Raw genomic sequence first — 17,900 nt, forward strand, 5'->3', positions numbered from 1 at the left:
ACAAACTTAAATTCGAGCTGTGACCACTAAACGGCATCACATTGGCTTAATAATGCGTTATCCTTTCAGTACCAATGTGGATCTAGGCGCGGGAGGTAGAATGTCCGACTTTCTTGAATATTCTTTCCGCATAATCGGTCCTAAGCCCGAGACAATCGGCATGTCTCGCCTTGCCGTGTACATGCTTGAGCTTGCGAAGCTCATGGGAGCGACCGAGAACGTCCACTTCAAGGAACTTCGCGATCAGAGTGTGAGCATTGTTGCCGTAGCAGATGCGGAGTTGGTTGCGGTTATATCCCCGCGCATCCGCGAGGCCGCGCAAAATGATAACGATGCGGATGCATCTTCTCCGTGGCGGAAACTGAACGAGTACCTCGCTGAAGATGGATGGACGGCGGAGATGCCGCTGCCGAAAGGCGGTGAATTGATCTCGTTCCCAGGAGTCACGAAAGCATCTAAACCCATCCGCATCGTCAACCAGCATACGTCAGTTCAGGGTCGGCTAATCAGAATCGAAGGAGCGGGTGACAAGATCAAGGTTGGCCTTGAGATTGATGGCGACCTGAACGCACGCATCTCTATCGACTCGATCCACGCCATATCGTTGGCGAAGCTCTTTCATCAGTTCGTTAGAGTGAGCGGTGACGGGAAATGGCGGCGCGATACCGCAGGAAAATGGTTCCTCGATAATCTAGCAGCCACATCGTTCGAAGCACTTGATGATGAGCCTCTAGCGGACACTTTGGGAAAACTTCGAGAAATCCTGCCCGATGAAGGTGGGGGCAACCTTGTCAAAGCGCTGAGTGAGCTACGTCGAGCATGATCGTTGTCGATGCCGTATTTCTAGTCCTGATGATCGACCCCCAAAGTACGCAAGACAACGGTCGCGTCGACAAAGTGACGCACTTCGTCCGTGGGTTATCGAGAGCAAACAGCGTGGTGATGATACCAGCACCGGTAATCGCCGAACTTGTTGCTGGCCGAGCGCAAAAAATCGAGGAGGTCGTCGAGACCATCAGGCGTCTCAAAGGTTTCACCGTGCAGCCTTTTGACGAAGTAATTGCCATCGAAACTGGAGAACGAATTGCAAGTCATCAAGCGAGCTTGCAGCCGCAGGATCGCGCCCCGAATTGGAAAGTCGCCATGAAGTACGATGCGATGATAGCAGCGACAGCCATCGTACGAGGCGCGAGTGATCTATACACCGACGACCCGAACCTGGGTAAATACCTCAAGGGCACATCCGTCACGCTGCGCCTGATCGATGATCTGCCATCGCCTCCGGAAGAGCCACAACGAAAACTAGGCCTATAACTCATATTCAACGATAAAGTGTGAATGGCCTTAGCAGAGGGCCAAGGTGTCGATCACCCTGGCCCTCTTTTTCTGTCCCTCTATGGCGAAGGGGCTCCGGGCGCGAGCCTCAGGCCGAGCCCCGAAAGATTGATGGCAAATCCTAATGGACACTCAGAGATATCGCTGGACGGCGCCCGCTGGAGTATACCCTATTGGACGATGATGCGGGACTGTTTGGAGTCACGCCCTTGGTGACTTTTGACCGCCATTTCGTCGGCGGTAAGCTCAAGCGTGTATTCGTTGATTGCTGGCAGGTAGCGGAGTGGCAGCGGGTTCTTTGCGTGCGGATTATGCACTACTGCCATAGGTTCGGATTTGTGCAGCGTAGAACCGTAGCCGAGATCAACCGCCCATATGGCGCTAATCGGCGCGAAGCTCGGGTCGTGGAATGTGTCGGCGGGGACATCGGCGCCCTTTGGTCTAGCCAAGCGCGGGCGGTGCGAATGTCCAGCCGAAACCTGCTCAAGTGTAAGTCGGTTGATTTTGATAGCATAGGGTCCGACCGAGCAAGTCGCTTCAACGGCAAGAGGAAACTGCGAGATGCCCTCGAATTGTGGAAAGCCATCGCCTTTCCCGAAACCGCCGCCCCGCAGCAGCAAGCCATTCACTGCTATAACGTAAATGTCGTCTTCGCTAACTATTCCTGAAGCCAAATACCCCGCCTTACCCTGTGATGGGTTTCCGCGAAGCTTCTCTGCTTTCTCTTTGATTGCAGCCGTCCAACGAAGAAGAATGGGTTCCGCAGGAAAATCTACTGCACTACCCGGCGTGTGTTCCAACCATTCCACCGGAATGTTGGTCGGAAGCGGCGTAATGACTTCCACCCATATCGTCTTGCCTCCATGCTCCAGGCGGAAATCAGGCCCGGGTTCCTGGTGCGTTGGCTGCAAGCCCGCATGAAGCAGCCGGTCGGCTAGAAAAACTTCCGACATAGCGCCCCAAAAGAGACCATCATCCGGCCCGTTGAGACGCGCCAAAGCACCTCTATCCAACAAGCCCGCTGCCAAGACTTTTTCGCAAGCCGCGAATACAGCAGACCGCCACATTTTCGCGGTCGGATGTTCGCCTGGAATGCGCTGGGAGATGGTTTCTTTCAGCGCTTCAAGAGTGGTCGCCAATAGCAAAGTCCTTCGACGTTTGATCAGTTCGCAGCGAGGTGCGTTCACCAGCAAACACTGATTCGCGGTGCATATCGAGACGGAAGCGCATGGGGGAAACCGCTCGGATCGATCAGGACGGGACGCCTCGAATATGTGACACCCAAAGATTAAGGCGTGGAGTAAAATCAGTTATCTAACACAGCACTTTTTGTATATCTTTCCGCTGCCACACGGACGCAGCGCGTTTCGCCCGATCTTGTTGAACTGCATCGCTGGTAACTCAATAACCTCAGCGGCATTTCGAGCATTTCAGTTATTGCGTCGAGCGCAAAAACGTCAATCACCAACGGCGTGAAAATTTGCTCTGTTGTTTTGTACTTCAATAGTTGTCGCGCCTGGAATGCTAATGCGGGATAGTGGTCTGTCACTATCGCCATGGGGAAAATCAGGCGTGGCTTCTTAATCGAAATGACAACATCGTCGCGGCAACGAAACGTGACAGAAGGGTCGCCCGGCCCGCGAGATCCAAAGTTTTTAAACTAACGATTGTCTTAGACGTATCGCCTTTCACTCCTCCATGCCAGCGAGGAACTCTGTCAGCCTCGAACAAAAACAGACGCAGTAAGAACGCTTGACGGTCATGTCTAAGGTGAGGGGTAAACCTTGCCGTTACGATGGTTTTGGCGGCAGCCGGATGCTCTCGCTACGTTCACAGGTGGGAAGGTTGCTCTACCCGCGCTCTGCGAACAACCGCACCCCAGTCAACTCCGCCAGCCTCCCCACCAACGCCTCCTGAAACCCCACATCGCCAACCTCCGCCGCCGCCTCCCGTCGCTGCCGGTGATACCAATACCCGCCGCTGACCTTCGCCGCGCCCTCATCGCTCGTCGCCAGCCACGTCTGCGTGAGATGCCCCATCTCCAGATCATCGGGCGCGCCGGCGCCGCCCATTTTGGTCGGCACCCAGCCGGGATCGACGGCGTTGCTGAGAGCATCCGGCCAGTGGCGGGCGAGGGCGGCGAGGGTGGCGATGTAGAGCTTGCTTTCCGAATAGGCCTGGCTGGCATTCCATGGCCGCCGCTTCCAGTCGATATCGTCGAGGGTGCTGGCGCCGCTGCGGTGCATGCCGCTCGAGAGATAGATCAGGCGGTCGGGGCGGGTGATCCAGGCGGTGAGGAGATAGGGGGCGAGCACGTTGACCGCCAGCGTCTTGGCGTGACCTTCCGGCGTTTCGCCGCGGCTGCGCTCGAGGTAGATGCCGGCATTGTGGATGACGGCGTCCATGCGGCCGAAGGCGTTGACCTGGTCGGCGATGGAGCGGGTCTCGGCGGCGCTGGCGAGATCGCCGATGACGAGGCTGAGGGCGGCGGCTGACGTGTCTGCGATGGCGGCGGCGCGCTGGCGGGAGCGGGCGTGCAGGACGACGTCATGGCCTTGGCTGATGAGGGTGCGGGCGGCGGCAAGCCCGAGGCCATCGGTGGAACCGGTGATGAAGATGCGGCTCATGGGGTTTCCTCTCGCGGTGGCGGGGTGGGGGCAGAGTGCTTGGGTGCGGGTGCTTGGGTCAAGTCTGAGGACGACGGAGGGTGGGGAGGGGGATTGGATGGAGGCGAGAAGTGGAGCGAGTCCGGCCAGAGTGCGGGTGCGATTTTTGCAGGCCGGTTCCCACATACTCCGTCATCCTCGGGCTTGACCCGAGGATCCATGCGGCGAGTGCTGTGCTGGCCGTCGGCAGTGGGAACGGCAGGGGGCATCCTATCCGCGAACGTCTGAAGGTCGAGTGCTGCGTGTGGATCCTCGGGTCAAGCCCGAGGATGACGGAGAGAGGGGTGAGGCTCCGGCTGGAGCCGCAATGCCGTCAGGCGGATGAGGGGGCGGGCTTCAAGCGCCGGCATGGGTCCTCGGGTCAAGCCCGAGGACGACGGAGGGGGAGGAGGGCCCTTGCCAAACCCTCTGCCGGTCGCACTCACGCGCCCGCTTCCCGCCGCCGCTCCGCTCCCGCCGCAATCGTCACCACCAGCTCATCCACCTCCCGTGCCAGCCGCTCCAGCGGCAATCCCACGAAGCGGCCCTCCAGGCTGATGCTGACCACGCCGTGGACGGCGCTGAAGAGGGTGCGGGCGCGGATGGCGCGGTCTTCGGGCGGCATGTCGGGCTGCAGTTCGGCGAGCGGTTCGGCGATCACGTCCATCAGGAAGAGGTGTTCGTCGAGGTGCCATTGCGGCGTCGGGCTGGTGTCGGGGGGGAAGTGGTCGAACAGCGCCTTCCAGAGGTTGCGGTGCTCGACGGCGAAGGCGAGGTAGCCTTGGGCGAGGTTGCGCAGGCGGTCGGTCGGGCTTTTGTCGCGGGCTGCGGGCAGGGTCAGCTTCGCTTCCAAGGCCTTCAGCGTCCAAGAGTTGACGTGGATGACGAGCTCGGCGAGGTCGGAGAAGACGGTGTAGAGGCCGCCGAGCGCGCAGCCGGCGTCCTGGGTGATGTCGCGGGCGCGCAGATTGGTCAGCCCGTCGCGGGCGATGCGCTCGCGCGCCGCCTCGATCAGCCGCGCCTTCAAATCCTCGCGTTTTTCTTCTCGCCTGCCGGCCATTAACCATTCCACTTCGATATTTTGAACGACGTTCAAAATTTATCTTGAACGTCGTTCATGATTCTGCCATAACAGCACTCGTGAACAACGTTCATAAACCGGAGGCAAGAAATGTTCAAACTGATTTCCATTCTCTTGCGGGGCAGGGCGCATGATGCCGAGCAGGCCTTTGCCGATCGCCACGCCGTGCCGCTGCTGGCCCAGCAGATCCGCGATGCCGCCCAGGCGATCCAGTCGGCGCGCCGCAGCGTCGCCGTCGCCATCGCCCAGAACGAGCAGGAAAAGGCGCAGCATCAGACGATCGTCAGCCGCATTGCCGATCTCGAAACCCGCGCCTGCGCAGCACTTGATAAGGGCAATGAGGGCCTGGCCCGCGAGGCGGCGGAGGCGATCGCCTTTCTCGAGGCCGAGCGCGATGCCTCGGTGGCGGCGCAGGCCCAGTTCACCACATCGATCGGCAAGCTGAAGGGCATCGTGCGCTCGGCCGAGGCGCGGCTGCAGGAGCTGCAGCGCGGCGAGCGGCTGGCCCGCGCCACTGAAGAGGCGCAGAAGCTCGATGTCGTCGTCGCCGGTCCCGGCCTTGCGACGCTCGATGAGGCCGAGGAGACCTTGGCGCGGCTGCGCCTGCGCCAGAGCCAGAATGAGCTGACGGCCGCCGCGCTGAAGGACATGGAAAGCGCAACGCGGCCGGCCGGCATCATTGAGAAGCTCGCCAATGCCGGCTGCGGCGCGCCGCTCGCCTCTTCGGCCGATGACGTGCTCGTCCGGCTGAAGAGCCGCATCACCCCGGCCGCCTGAACTCATCCATTCCACCATTCACCCCTAAAAATTGAAGGGTCACTACAATGAACGACAGTTTCCAGAAACACTCCGCCAGCTGGGTCAGCTTCTCCTACATCTCCTTTGGTGCCGCCGCTTTCATGCTGGCGCTCGGCCTCTACATGATGCCGCTCGATCTCTGGGGCAAAGGCTATCTCGCCATGGGCATATTGATGCTGGTGCAGACCACGGTGAACATCACCAAGACGCTGCGCGACAACGCCGAATCCGAGAAGCTGATCCGCAAGGTCGAGGATGCCCGCACGGAAAAACTGCTCGTCAAATTCAATCGTAGCGATGAAGATTGATCTTCCTTAACCACAGCGCAGAGTTGTTGCCGCATTCAACCAATGGGTAACAACTCTGTGGCCTTCTCGAGCTGCCCAAAGAAGGACGCCCGCCGTGCAACACAATCTGATGACGTCTAGAAAATTCGCGCCGCTGTTCTGGACCCAGTTCCTCACGGCCTTCAACGACAATTTCCTGAAGAACACGCTGGTGTTCCTCATTCTCTTCAAGATGTCGGCGAGCGAAGGGGCCGCCCTGGTGACGCTTGCCGGCGTCATCCTCATCGTGCCCTTTCTGCTGCTCTCCGCGCTCGGCGGCGAGCTGGCCGACAAGCACGACAAGGCGAAAATCGCCGAACTCTTGAAACGCTGCGAGATCGGCATTGCCGCACTCGCCGTCGTCGGCCTCGGCTTTTCCTCGATTTTTGTGCTGATGGCGGCGCTCTTCGGCTTCGGCGTCGTCTCGGCGCTGTTCGGGCCGATCAAATACGGCATCCTGCCCGATCATCTCGAGCGCCGCGACCTGCCGAAGGCCAATGCCTGGATCGAGGGCGGCACCTTCATCGCCATCCTCGCCGGCACGATCATAGCCGCACTCGCCTTTTCCAGCGGCGACAATGTGCTGCTGTTCGGCTCGATGATGATGGGGCTGTCGCTGCTCTGCTGGCTGGCCAGCCGGATGATCCCGCCTACAGGCTCCAAGGCGCCGGATCTGCAGATCGACCGCAATGTCATCCGCTCCAGCTACACCCTCGTCCGCGAAATCCGCGAAGACAAGCGGCTATGGCGCTCGGCGCTGATGAACTGCTGGTTCTGGCTGGTCGGCGCCTTCGTGCTGTCGATCCTGCCGACCATGGTGACCGAGCTGCTCGGCGGCTCCGAGCTCGTCGTTCCCGCCTATCTCACCGTCTTCGCCATCGCCGTCGCCGTCGGCTCGGGCATTGCCGCCTGGATGTCGTCCGGCCGCATCGTGCTGCTGCCGGCCCCGGTGGGCACGGCGCTGCTCGGCCTCTTCAGCCTCGACCTCGCCTGGAACCTCTGGGGCCTGCAATCCACGACCCATGCGGCGACGATCCTCGATTTCTTCGCCGGTCAAAATACCATCCGCGTCGCCATCGATCTCGCCGGCATGGCGATCTCGGGTGCCTTCATCGCCGTTCCCACCTTCGCCGGCCTGCAGACCTGGGCGCATGAGGACCGCCGCGCCCGCGTCATCGGCGCGGCCAACGTGCTCTCGGCGCTGTTCATCACCGTCGGCCTCGGCCTCGTCGCCGTCATCCAGGCGCTCGGCGCGTCTATCCCGCAGATTCTGATCGGCCTCGGCATCCTCAATTTCGCTGTCGCCTGGCTGATGCTGAAGACGCTGCCGACCAACCCTTTCCGCGATTTCATCTCGATCCTGTTCCGCGCCTTCATGCGGCTCGAGGTCGAGGGGCTGGAGAATATCAAGAAGGCCGGCCGGGCGCCGATCATTGCGCTGAACCATGTCAGCCTGCTCGATGGTGCGCTCGCGCTCGCCATCACCGAGGAGGAGCCGACCTTTGCGGTCGACTACAAGATCGCCCAGGCCTGGTGGGTGCGGCCCTTCCTGAAAATGTGCAAATTCCTGCCGCTTGACCCCACAAAGCCGATGGCGACCCGCTCGCTGATCAAGGTGGTGCAGGAGGGCAGTCCGATCGGCATCTTCCCCGAGGGCCGCCTGACGGTGACCGGAACGCTGATGAAGGTCTATGACGGTGCGGCCATGGTCGCCGACAAGACCGGCTCGATGGTCGTGCCGGTCAAGATCGACGGGCTGGAGAAGAGCTATCTCTCCTATCTCGATAACGGCAAGATCCGCCGCCGGCTGTTTCCCAAGGTCAAGGTCACCATTCTTGAGCCGGTTAAGCTTGAGGTACCGCCGGAGCTCAAAGGTCGCAAGCGCCGCACGGCGGCGGGCGCTGCTCTCTATCAGGTGATGTCGAACCTGTTGTTCGAGACCGCCGATACTTCGTCGACCGTGCTCGGCCGCGTCATCCAGGCGGCCCAGGAATTCGGCATGAAAAAGCTCGCCGTCGAAGATCCGGTCACCGGCAGCCTCAGCTATGGCAAGCTGTTGACGGGTGCCGCCGTGCTCGGCGCAAAATTCCGCGACCGCTTCCCGGAGGCAAACATCGGCGTCATGCTGCCGAATGCCAATGGCGCTGCCGCCACCATTCTCGGCGTCATGAGCGCAGGCAAGGTGCCGGCGATGCTGAACTTCACCGCGGGTGCTGCCAATATCCTCTCCGCCTGCAGGGCCGCCGAGGTGAAACATCTGCTGACCTCGCGCGCCTTCGTCGCCCGGGCCAAGCTCGGCCCTGTCGTCGAGGAGCTGCAAAAGCAGGTGACGATCGTCTGGCTCGATGATTTGAGAGCCGAGGTGGGCCTCGTCGACAAGATCCGCGGCCTGCTGCGCAAGAGCCGGCCGCTGGTGAAGCGCCGGCCGGATGATCCGGCCGTCATCCTCTTCACCTCAGGTTCGGAAGGCACGCCGAAGGGCGTGGTGCTGACCCACCGCAACATCCTGTCGAACGCCGCCCAGGCCGCCGCCCGCATCGACTTCCACAGCGGCGACAAGGTGTTCAACATCCTGCCGGTCTTCCATTCCTTCGGGCTGACGGCGGGCACCGTGCTGCCGCTGATCTCGGGCGTGCCGGTCTATTTCTATCCGTCGCCGCTGCATTACCGCATCGTGCCGGAGCTGATCTATGTCTCCAATGCCACGATCATCTTCGGCACCGATACCTTCCTCAACGGTTATGCCAGGACGGCGCATCCCTATGATTTCCGCTCGATCCGCTACATCTTCTCCGGCGCCGAGCCGGTGAAGGCCTCGACCCGCAACACCTATATGGAAAAATTCGGCCTGCGCATCCTGGAAGGTTACGGCGTCACCGAAACCGCGCCTGTTATTTCCATCAACACGCCGATGTACAACCGCTCCGGCACGGTCGGCAAAATCCTGCCGGGCATGGAATGGAAGCTCGAACCGGTGCCCGGCATCGATGAGGGCGGAAGGCTGCATGTGCGCGGCGCCAATGTCATGGCCGGTTATCTCCGCGCCGAAAAGCCCGGCGTGCTCGAGCCGCTCGCCGATGGCTGGCACGATACCGGCGACATCGTCACCATCGACGAGGACGGCTTCGTCAAGATCCGCGGCCGCGCCAAGCGCTTCGCCAAGATCGGCGGCGAAATGATCTCGCTCGCCGCCGTCGAAACGCTCGCCGCCGAACTCTGGCCGGGCGCGCTCTCCGTCGTCTCGTCGCTGCCCGACCCCAAGAAGGGCGAGCGCTTGGTGCTGCTCACCGACGCCGAAACCGCCACCCGCGCCGAATTCCTCGCCTTCGCCAAGTCGAAGGGCGCCATGGACATGATGGTCCCGGCCGAGGTCACCATCGGCAAGGTGCCGGTGCTCGGCTCCGGCAAGGTCGATTTCGTCGCGGCCCGCAAGCTGGCAGAGAGCGTGGCTGAGAAGGGGGAGGCGGCTTAGGCGGACTTAGGTTTGGGGCGCCGCGTCCTGCGGCACCCCCCTCTGCCCTGCCGGGCGCCGGGGCGAGCCGCAGGTCTCGCCCGTCCTTCGGACCCCCCACAAGGAGGGAGATCGGCAGGAGGCCAACGCTCGGTCCCACTCTGCCGATATTCCAAATGGCAATTATTTGGGGAAGCCCTAACGTCTATCCGATCTCCCCCCTTGTGGGGGAGATGTCCGGCAGGACAGAGGGGGGTGCCCCCTGCCACGCAGCCAACAGACGCACGCTGCCATTGCCGGCCTCTGGCAGGAGCGTCCCCTCAACCTCCCTCATACCAGTGACATCCCTCGGGCGAAGGGCACAGGAATGAGGGAAGAGAGATGAGTGCCTGCCCGGCAGGGCAGAGAGGGGTTCCCGCTACTACGCGCCAACAGAAGCGCACCACGACCGGCTAACTCACCGCCGCCCGCTCCGCCGTCTTCAGCCGCAACCCGAGCACCAGCGGCACGGTGAGCGCGTAGACGGCGACGACCGATAGCCAGATGGCGCCCGGCCATTCCTCTCGGACGAGGAAATAGAGGCTGGAAAAGCCGAGCGGTGCTGCGATCGAGGCGAGGCTGACGACTGAGGCCAGCACGCCCTGGAACTGGCCCTGACTGTTCTCGTCGACCTGCCGGGTGGCGAGCGATTGCAGCGCCGGTACGCCGATGCCGCCGAGGGTGAAGATCGGCATGACGGCGAAGATCATCCAGCCCTGGCCGGCAAAGGCCATGACGGTGAGCGCGAGTGAAACGCCGGCAACACCCACGAGGATCGCGGCGCGCTCACCGAGCAGCCTGACGGCCGGTCCGGGCAGCAGCGCCTGGGCGAGCGTCTGGCAGATGCCGAAGGCGCCCAGCGAAAGGCCGATCGACAGCCCGTTCCAGTGGAAGGCGTCGCTGCCCCAGAGCGCCCAGCAGGTGCCATAGGCCTCGCCGGTGGCGCTGAAGATGAAGAACAGGATGACGATCGGCAGCAGGCTTTTGACCTCCAGCACCGAGCGCAGCGGTTTGAGCGGATTGAGCGCCGCCAGATCGATCGTCTCGCGGCTGCCCGGGCGCGATTCCGGCAGGATGAAGACGGCGAGCAGCAGGTTGGCGCCGTTGAGCACGGCGGCTGCGATGAAGGGCAGCCGCAGCCAATGATCGCCGAGCACGCCGCCGGCGACCGGGCCGATGATGAAGCCGAGGCCGAACATGGCGTTGAACAGGCCGAAGCGGCGGGCGCGTTTCTCCTCCGGCGAGATATCGGTGATATAGGCTGTCGCCACCGAGATATTGGCGCTCGTCAGCCCGGCGATCGCCCGGCCGACGAAGAGCAGGGTCAGATTGGGCGCGAAGGCGAGGAAGAGATAGTTGACGGCCGCGCCGGCCAGCGAAATCAGCAGCACCGGGCGGCGGCCGAGCCGGTCGCTCAGCGCCCCGAGCACCGGGGCGAAGATGAACTGCATCAGCGCGTAGAGCGCCGTCATCGCGCCGATCGTGGGCGCGACGTTTTGGGCATGGGTGATCTCCTGCAGCAGCGACGGCAGGATCGGGAAAATCAGCCCGATGCCGACGGCATCGAGGACAATGGCGGTGAAGATGACGATAAGGGATCTTGTCATGGGTGCGTTCCGGGTCGACGCGAGCGCACGAGCGCCGACAGAGTGCGCCGATGGCTCACGATGAGGCCTGATCTGGTCAGGCGTTGGTTTCAGGGAGGTGCTGGCCGAACCATGGCTGAAGCGCATGGCTGGCGTGTGCTCGACCGCCTGGACGACCCATTCGTCCACCTGTTTACTCCGCCACTGAGCGGATCAAGGGAGGCAGTCGCTTTTCGCGACGGGCAAGAGATACGCCGGATGGTTGCGTGCGGCAAGTCTGTTTTTGTGTGGGGCGGGTTGTCGCCATGAAGGGAGGCAATGGGCTCTGGCCCTCAGCCCACCTATGAACGTACACGGCGAGGCGTGATTGAGGAACGGAGAGGCTGCCGCAAATCTCTTCTCCCCGAGGGGAGAAGAGGGATCGAGAGGTCCCGGCTCGATCGCCGTCGAGCGGCAGCCAGCGGATAAGTGGCGCGCCACCACCAAAGCAGCACCACCGATGACGCGTTTCGCCTGTCGTTCGGCGCATATGAGGTTGTCTCGCCGCAACAGGCGCTTCACCATGAAGGGAACTTCAGCTCCGCAAACAGACAGGCAGGCCATGACAGATATCGCGCAGATGCAGGAACAGCGATTGAGCGCCCTTCGACAGACCGCGTCGGGTGCGCCGAAGCTGCCGTCCAACCCGTTCTTCGGCGTCGGGCCGATCACCGATGCGACGACGGATGAAGTCGATAGCCGCCTCAGGCGCATCGCCTTCGATGCCTGGATCGAGAAGACCTATCGCAAGTTCGACGACCGGGGCAACGATATCGGCGGCTTCACCACCGCCGAGATTTCCCGCAGCATGCATCGTGGCTATCCGGCCGATAAGATCCTGACCGACATGATGCGCGCGATCCATCGCTATTTTGGGTTCCCGAAAACCAACCGCATGGCGGTGGGGCTCGGCGGCGGCCATAGCGGTTTCACCGTCTGCATCCAGCACCTGATGAATGCCAACGACGCCGGCCAGCGCGTCTATGTCGATACGCCGCGGCCGGAGAGCGATCCGTCGAAGGCTGCCGGCTTCTTCCGCCAGTCCTGGGCGACACAGCTGATCGAGATGCAGCGCTTCGCCGAGAAGGGCTGCGAGAGCCGCATTCATTTCGCCGCCTCCGAAGGCGTGATCCCGTCGGCGGCCGAACTGTCCAGCCTCGGCGTGTCGATCTTCGTCGGCGTCGGCCACGAGACAACAGGCGCCAATGCCTATACCAGCGGCGAGATCCGCGAACTCCTCTCCTGGCTCGACGGCGACCCGGCCAACCGCCATGCCGTGTTCGACGCCACCTCGATGCTCGGCGCCATGCCCTGGGAACCTGAATTGGTCAGCGCCGTCATGGCGAAATGCTGCCTGTTCATGCCGTTTCAGAAGGCGATCGGCGGCATCTCCGGCTATTTCGTCGCCTCCTTCACGCCGCATGCCCTGGCGCTGATCGAGAAGAACCAGCAGGATCCGGCCTGGGCGATCCCGCGCCAGCTGAAGATCGCGCCGCCGATCGATCCGCGGCAGCCGTTTTCCGCCAAGCGCTCCGTCGATGCCGGTCCGTTCTACGATCCGGCCGAAGACCGCATGCTCGGCGGTGTTATAAATACCTATAGCGCGCTCGCCTTTGCCGAGACCACCTTCGGCCTGCTGCAGTCCGAAGCCCGGGTCGGCTCCGTCGTCGATCTCAACCGCCGCTCCGCCGCCAACCGCGCGGTGATCGACGAGTGGGTCAAATCGCATCCGCTGCTGTCGCTGACCGTGACCGAGGCCGAGCGCCGCGGTGCGGCCGTGACGCTGCTGAAGGTCGAGGATACTGACATCACCGATGCCGCCATCCATGCCCGCATCATCGCCCGCTCCAAGCAGCTGCTCGGCTATGAGGGCATCACCCATCCGAACGGCGAATATGAGCCCGGCCTCGACGCGGCCCGCTACGTCAATGCCTTTCCCGGCACTCCAGGCGATTACCGCGCCTGGGTCGGCGGCATCCGCGAGCCGGACGATGTCGTGGCGCTGCTGGAAAACCTGCAATATGCCTATCTCAGAGCCAAGATCGTCGTGCTCGAGGAGGAGCTCGCCAAACACGGCGTCACCTTCGAGGCGCCTGCCAAGGCCGATGGCGCCGTGCGCAAAGACGATCCGAACCGCGCCTATACGGTGCTGATCGCCGATCTCGTCGGCTTACGCTTCGGCGCCGATGGCGAGCCTGACTACAGCGAGGTCAAGGCCTATATCGAGGAGAAGGGCGGTAGCTTCCATCTCGGCCCGATCGGTGATCGTTCGGCGCTCGAAAAGGGCCGCATCCACTTCTTCTACCAGCCGAACCTCAGCACCGAGGCGGAGATCCTGCCGCAGACCGACAAGGGCCAGTATGACGCGCTGATCGCGGCGGCGACCTTCATCCCGAAATCCTCCGTCTTCCCGCTCGGCGGCGTGCGCATTGGTGCGGGCACCGGCAATATGGGTTCGGCCTCCTGGGGCGGCGGCAATGGCGAGGGCGGCGAGGCGCCGCTGATGAACACGCCCGGCATCAACAGCCGGGCGACCGCCCAGATGGTTTTCAAGGCGATCCTGAAGGTCGTGCCCGACCTGCCGGTCGACAGATTGCACCGGATGGTCGCCGGCGGTGATTTCGATACCGGCCGCCAGCTGAAGGATTTCCCGACGGCCAAGCTCGAGGGCCGCAAGCTTGCCGTTCTCGGCTACGGCAATATCGGCCGTGAAGTCGCCAAGCTCGCCAAAGCCTTCGGCATGAAGGTGGCGATCTATGCCCGTGAGCATCACAGGCGCTGGATCGAGGCCGAAGGTTTCGACTATGCCGCAAGCCCGGTCGAAGCGGCAAGCGGCGCCGACGTGCTCTCCGTCCATATCGGCCTCGGCCGCCTCGACGCCTCGACCGGCACCTATTCCAATGCCGGCACCGTCGATGCCAAGGTGCTCGGCGCCATGAAGGACGGCGCGGTGCTGGTCAATTACGACCGCGGCGAAGTCGTTGATCCCTATGCCCTCGATGCGGCACTTGCCTCCGGCAAGATCGCCCATGCGGCGATCGACGCCGATCTCTTCAGGGCTGCCGCGACCGGCGCGCTCAGCGGCCCGATGCTGCCCTACCTGCCGCTCGAAACGCGGCACAAGGGCAAGCTCGAACTCCTGCCGCACGCCGCCGCCGACACAGATCATCCCTCGCGGGTGACCGGCGCCAAGCAGGCGGTCGACCAGATCTTCGACGTCATCCGCTTCAAATCGGTCGTCAATCTCAAGGGCGACCTGCCGGAAGGTTACATCTCCGACGGCAGCCGCACGCCGGCCGGCATCGGCAAGGTGACGAAGCAGGTTGTCGCAGAGGCCAGTGGGAAGGCGGAGCTGCTGGAAGAACTGCGCCAGGTCTCGGAAAGGATCGCCGCCATCACCGGCGCGCTTTCGGCCGTTTCCGATCGGGGCCACCAGGCGCGGATCGTCGAGCGTTACACCGGCCTGCTGGTCGAAAGCGCCGACCGGCAGCGGGCGCTGCTCGATCAGCTCGGCCTCTACGGCCCGGCGGAGGGGTGAGGCTATCGACGGCTCGGCGAGTGGCGATGGTTTCTAGCCGCTGACGCCGTGCCGTGCAGCCCCCTCATCCGACCCTTCGGGCCACCCGCCGGGGTCGAGCCACGGGTCTCGACCCGTCCTTCGGACCCCCGCTGGGGAGAAGGGAAAACAAGGCGCACCGGCACTACCCAAACGAAACCGCCGTGCTCAATAGCACTGCATCCAATAGGGTCGATGGCGAAGCTGCGTGTTCCCCTTCTCCCCAGCGGGGAGAAGGTGGCCCGCAGGGTCGGATGAGGGGGCCGCATTGCACAACCTAACATCATCACTCGTTCAGTGACCCGCGCCCGAGGCCGCTGGCCTGCATCGATCCGCAGCAGCCCCTTCATGCGAATGCTTTGAGGCTGAACTTGTGGAGCCCAAAACAAAACAGGCGGCACATCGGCCGCCTGTTTTCGTCTCTTCGGGTTGCCCGTTACTTCTGTTCAGGCGCCAGGAACTCGGCGCAATAGGACGGGCCGTTGACGCCCGGAATGTCGGCGACGGTGCGGATGTCGCGGATCGTGTAATCGGAATTGGTGGTGATTTCGGCCTGGCAGCGCAGATAGGCGGTGCGGGCGGCGGCGATCTGCTTGCCGCGCTTGCCATCGGCGCCTTCGGCATATTTCGCCGGAATGCGCACGGTCTTATAGCCGCCGCGCCAGGTATAGATGGTGCTCGCACCTTCCTCACGGTCGCTGATCGGCGGCCCGTAGGCGGCAAAGAAGATGCCGGCCGATTTGCCGACCCAGCGGGCCTCGATCGGATTGCCGGCGGAAGGAATGGTCGTGCATCCGGCAAGCGCAATTGCAAGCCCGGCCGCGGTGATGGTGCGGAGTTTCATCGTGTCGTCCCTGATCTCTGGCGCAGTGGCTGCGAAGCCGCCGTCGCGGCGGTTTCGCCTGTCCCGCCGAGCCCTTTAGCGCGGAACCCGGCAAAAGAAAATTGCCCCTTTTGCACTTCCGATTAATTTGCCCGGGGTGTGTCTTTTTGCTGCAGCAGTTCCTTCCGGCCCCTGTCATCAACCCGTCAAAAATTCCCTTGGTTTTTTGAAATTTGGTGCTTGTGCAACCAGATAGGCTGTTCTATAGAAGCGCCGCTGGTCACGGAGTGTAGCGCAGTCTGGTAGCGCACCACGTTCGGGACGTGGGGGTCGAGTGTTCGAATCACTCCACTCCGACCAGCGAGAAACCCCTTTGTGACAGAGGGGAGTGGTGATCCCGAGCGCCAAAAGATTATCCGACAGATTCAAACCGACAGAATCGACAGATATCGGTTTGAGATCACTCGATCTCGTAGACGTCGGCGGACGCCCTGTTCACGAAGCCCCATGAGGCACGCCGCAGCTTCCCATCATACGTCCAGGCCCGCTCGATTTTCGGCGGACAGGCGAGGGCGCGGCATCTGAAGCTCTTCCGGCGCCCATATTCCCCGCAAATCCAAGGGGCAATAGAAATCATACCAAATGGAGATAACGGCTCGGAGCCTCAGACAAGGCGAGGGCAAAGGAATTCAATTGCTAATTTAGCATGTTGTAATATTGTGGATGGGCGTTTTTTCATTGCGGTAAAACCAGGTGCGCAAGCCGAAAACCTCGGCTGCGTGGAGGTATTTCTATGGCTCTCCGCTCTCATGGTACAGCAGCTTTTTTCCTTCTTCTCCTCTGTTCAACGATGATCCCGGCGGCCGCCCAGACGGCCAAAAAAGCCTCCGTCGGCGGCAAGGAATTTGATGCGGCGGCGGCCGCCCAAGCCAGACGGTTCCTGGAGGAGGGCCGCGCGACATTTCGCTTCGACACGTTCGGCAGTGAGGACTTCTGGGGAGGCAAACTCAAGCTTCACGAGGCCATCGCGGGTGAGAAGCTGGGTGGCAGGGGGCCGGGACTGAGCCCCAAGAAGGCTCTGGAGCTCGGTCTGAAGGTCGACCTCAACGCCATCCCGAAGGATGTCGCCGCAGCGCTCAACAAGGGCAAGGTCGATCTTGACGATCCGGCGAGCACGCTTGTCCTGCTGAAGGCCAATGCAGTTGTCGGGGTAACCGGATTTTTCGGCGACGATGGGAAGACGCTGACGTCGGTCGGCATCCAGTGTGCGGTATGCCATTCGACAGTCGACGACGCCTACGCTCCCGGTATCGGCCGCAGGCTGGACGGCTGGCCCAACCGCGACTTGAACATCGGTGCGATCGTCGGGTTGGCGCCTGACCTCACAGCATTCACCGAGATGCTGCAAATCTCCGAAGCCGACGTGAAGAAGGCGCTGGCGGCCTGGGGGCCTGGCAAGTTCGACGCCGAGCTCAACCTGGACGGAAAGGCCTTCCGCCCGGACGGCAAGACGGCCGCGACGCTCAATCCCCCTGCATTCGGATTGGCGGGCGTGAATAACCATACCTGGACCGGGGCCTGGGGAACCGTCAGCTACTGGAACGCCTATGTCGGCAATCTCGAGATGCACGGGAAAGGCGTATTCTACGATCCGCGGCTTGATGACGCCGAGAAGTATCCGGTTGCAGCCAGGACAAAGCAGGGTCACAAGCAGGACAAGGAAGACCGGATCACCGGCAAACTTCCGGCGCTGCACTTCTATCAGCTATCCCTACCCACCCCGCAGCCGCCAGATGGCACATTCGACAGCGCGGCGGCGGAGAAGGGAAAGGCCCTTTTCAACGACAACGCCAAGTGCGCCACTTGCCATGTGCCGCCGCTCTTCACGGAGCCCGGTTGGAACCTTCATACGGCGGACGAGATCGGGATAGACGATTTCCAGGCGAAGCGATCCCCAGATGATCGCTACAGGACAGCGTCGTTGCGGGCCCTCTGGAACATGGAGAAGGTCCACAAGGGCGGCTTCTACCACGACGGGCGGTTTGCCACCCTCGAGGACGTCGTCGAGCACTATAACGATCATTTGAAATTAGATCTGAGCGCTCAGGAAAAGGACGACCTCATCGAGTATTTGAAGTCGATCTAAGTCTACACATAATTCCGTGCGCTTCCTTGGGGACGACAGTGGATTCCATATCCCGAGTCCGGCGCCAAAGCGGCC

13 protein-coding genes and 1 tRNA gene are annotated in these 17,900 nt (G+C 62.3%); 8 read left to right on the forward strand and 6 right to left on the reverse strand.

All coding sequences use genetic code 11. The annotated features are described in order from the left end of the window. Positions 1-100: 100 nt before the first annotated feature. Entirely contained in the window at positions 101-823 is a 723-nt protein-coding gene (locus RHE_RS05150) for a hypothetical protein (protein ID WP_011424361.1), read from the forward strand. Next, positions 820-1,314 carry a type II toxin-antitoxin system VapC family toxin gene (locus tag RHE_RS05155; RefSeq protein WP_011424362.1) on the forward strand — a complete coding sequence of 165 codons (495 nt, stop codon included), beginning with the start codon at positions 820-822 and terminating at the stop codon, positions 1,312-1,314. The genes RHE_RS05150 and RHE_RS05155 overlap by 4 nt, the downstream gene beginning before the upstream one ends. A gap of 191 nt (positions 1,315-1,505) precedes the next feature. Here the strand turns inward: RHE_RS05155 and RHE_RS05160 are convergent, their stop codons facing one another. The 4 genes from RHE_RS05160 to RHE_RS05170 all read right to left on the reverse strand — a co-directional run bounded on the left by RHE_RS05160 (position 1,506) and on the right by RHE_RS05170 (position 5,040). After that, entirely contained in the window at positions 1,506-2,474 is a 969-nt protein-coding gene (locus tag RHE_RS05160; protein ID WP_157700394.1) for a hypothetical protein, read from the reverse strand. 171 nt (positions 2,475-2,645) lie between these two features. Further along, complete coding sequence (locus RHE_RS35050; protein ID WP_073990366.1) at positions 2,646-2,726, reverse strand: SEC-C metal-binding domain-containing protein; 81 nt, start codon at positions 2,724-2,726, stop codon at positions 2,646-2,648. A gap of 459 nt (positions 2,727-3,185) precedes the next feature. Beyond that, positions 3,186-3,962 carry an SDR family NAD(P)-dependent oxidoreductase gene (locus RHE_RS05165; RefSeq protein ID WP_042118036.1) on the reverse strand — a complete coding sequence of 259 codons (777 nt, stop codon included), beginning with the start codon at positions 3,960-3,962 and terminating at the stop codon, positions 3,186-3,188. Between the two features lie 460 nt (positions 3,963-4,422). Next, a complete protein-coding gene (locus tag RHE_RS05170) occupies positions 4,423-5,040 on the reverse strand; it encodes a TetR/AcrR family transcriptional regulator (protein WP_011424365.1) in 618 nt (205 codons plus the stop codon). 111 nt (positions 5,041-5,151) lie between these two features. Between RHE_RS05170 and RHE_RS05175 the strand changes: the two genes are divergently transcribed. The 3 genes from RHE_RS05175 to RHE_RS05185 all read left to right on the forward strand — a co-directional run bounded on the left by RHE_RS05175 (position 5,152) and on the right by RHE_RS05185 (position 9,657). Further along, complete coding sequence (locus tag RHE_RS05175) at positions 5,152-5,838, forward strand: PspA/IM30 family protein (protein ID WP_011424366.1); 687 nt, start codon at positions 5,152-5,154, stop codon at positions 5,836-5,838. A 47-nt stretch (positions 5,839-5,885) separates the two neighbouring features. Then, entirely contained in the window at positions 5,886-6,167 is a 282-nt protein-coding gene (locus RHE_RS05180) for a YiaA/YiaB family inner membrane protein (RefSeq protein WP_011424367.1), read from the forward strand. 94 nt (positions 6,168-6,261) lie between these two features. Next, positions 6,262-9,657, forward strand: a complete 3,396-nt coding sequence (locus tag RHE_RS05185; RefSeq protein WP_042118039.1) for an acyl-[ACP]--phospholipid O-acyltransferase — start codon at positions 6,262-6,264, stop codon at positions 9,655-9,657. Between the two features lie 431 nt (positions 9,658-10,088). On the opposite strand, the gene RHE_RS05190 is transcribed toward RHE_RS05185, so the two are convergent. Next, the gene (locus RHE_RS05190; protein WP_042118041.1) at positions 10,089-11,282 is read right to left on the reverse strand and encodes a TCR/Tet family MFS transporter; all 1,194 of its coding nucleotides are present in this window, start codon (positions 11,280-11,282) and stop codon (positions 10,089-10,091) included. Between the two features lie 580 nt (positions 11,283-11,862). Between RHE_RS05190 and RHE_RS05195 the strand changes: the two genes are divergently transcribed. Further along, positions 11,863-14,838 (forward strand): NAD(P)-dependent oxidoreductase, encoded by a 2,976-nt coding sequence (locus RHE_RS05195; RefSeq protein WP_042118044.1) that lies wholly within the window; start codon positions 11,863-11,865, stop codon positions 14,836-14,838. Between the two features lie 454 nt (positions 14,839-15,292). On the opposite strand, the gene RHE_RS05200 is transcribed toward RHE_RS05195, so the two are convergent. Continuing rightward, entirely contained in the window at positions 15,293-15,700 is a 408-nt protein-coding gene (locus RHE_RS05200; protein WP_010055906.1) for a hypothetical protein, read from the reverse strand. 262 nt (positions 15,701-15,962) lie between these two features. Here RHE_RS05200 and RHE_RS05205 point away from each other — a divergent pair. After that, positions 15,963-16,039, forward strand: a tRNA-Pro gene (locus tag RHE_RS05205). Positions 16,040-16,529: 490 nt separating this feature from the next. Next, complete coding sequence (locus RHE_RS05210) at positions 16,530-17,825, forward strand: hypothetical protein (protein ID WP_244425765.1); 1,296 nt, start codon at positions 16,530-16,532, stop codon at positions 17,823-17,825. The last annotated feature ends 75 nt before the right edge of the window (positions 17,826-17,900 follow it).

Origin of the sequence: Rhizobium etli CFN 42, from assembly GCF_000092045.1 — a bacterium.
Classification (GTDB): domain Bacteria; phylum Pseudomonadota; class Alphaproteobacteria; order Rhizobiales; family Rhizobiaceae; genus Rhizobium; species Rhizobium etli.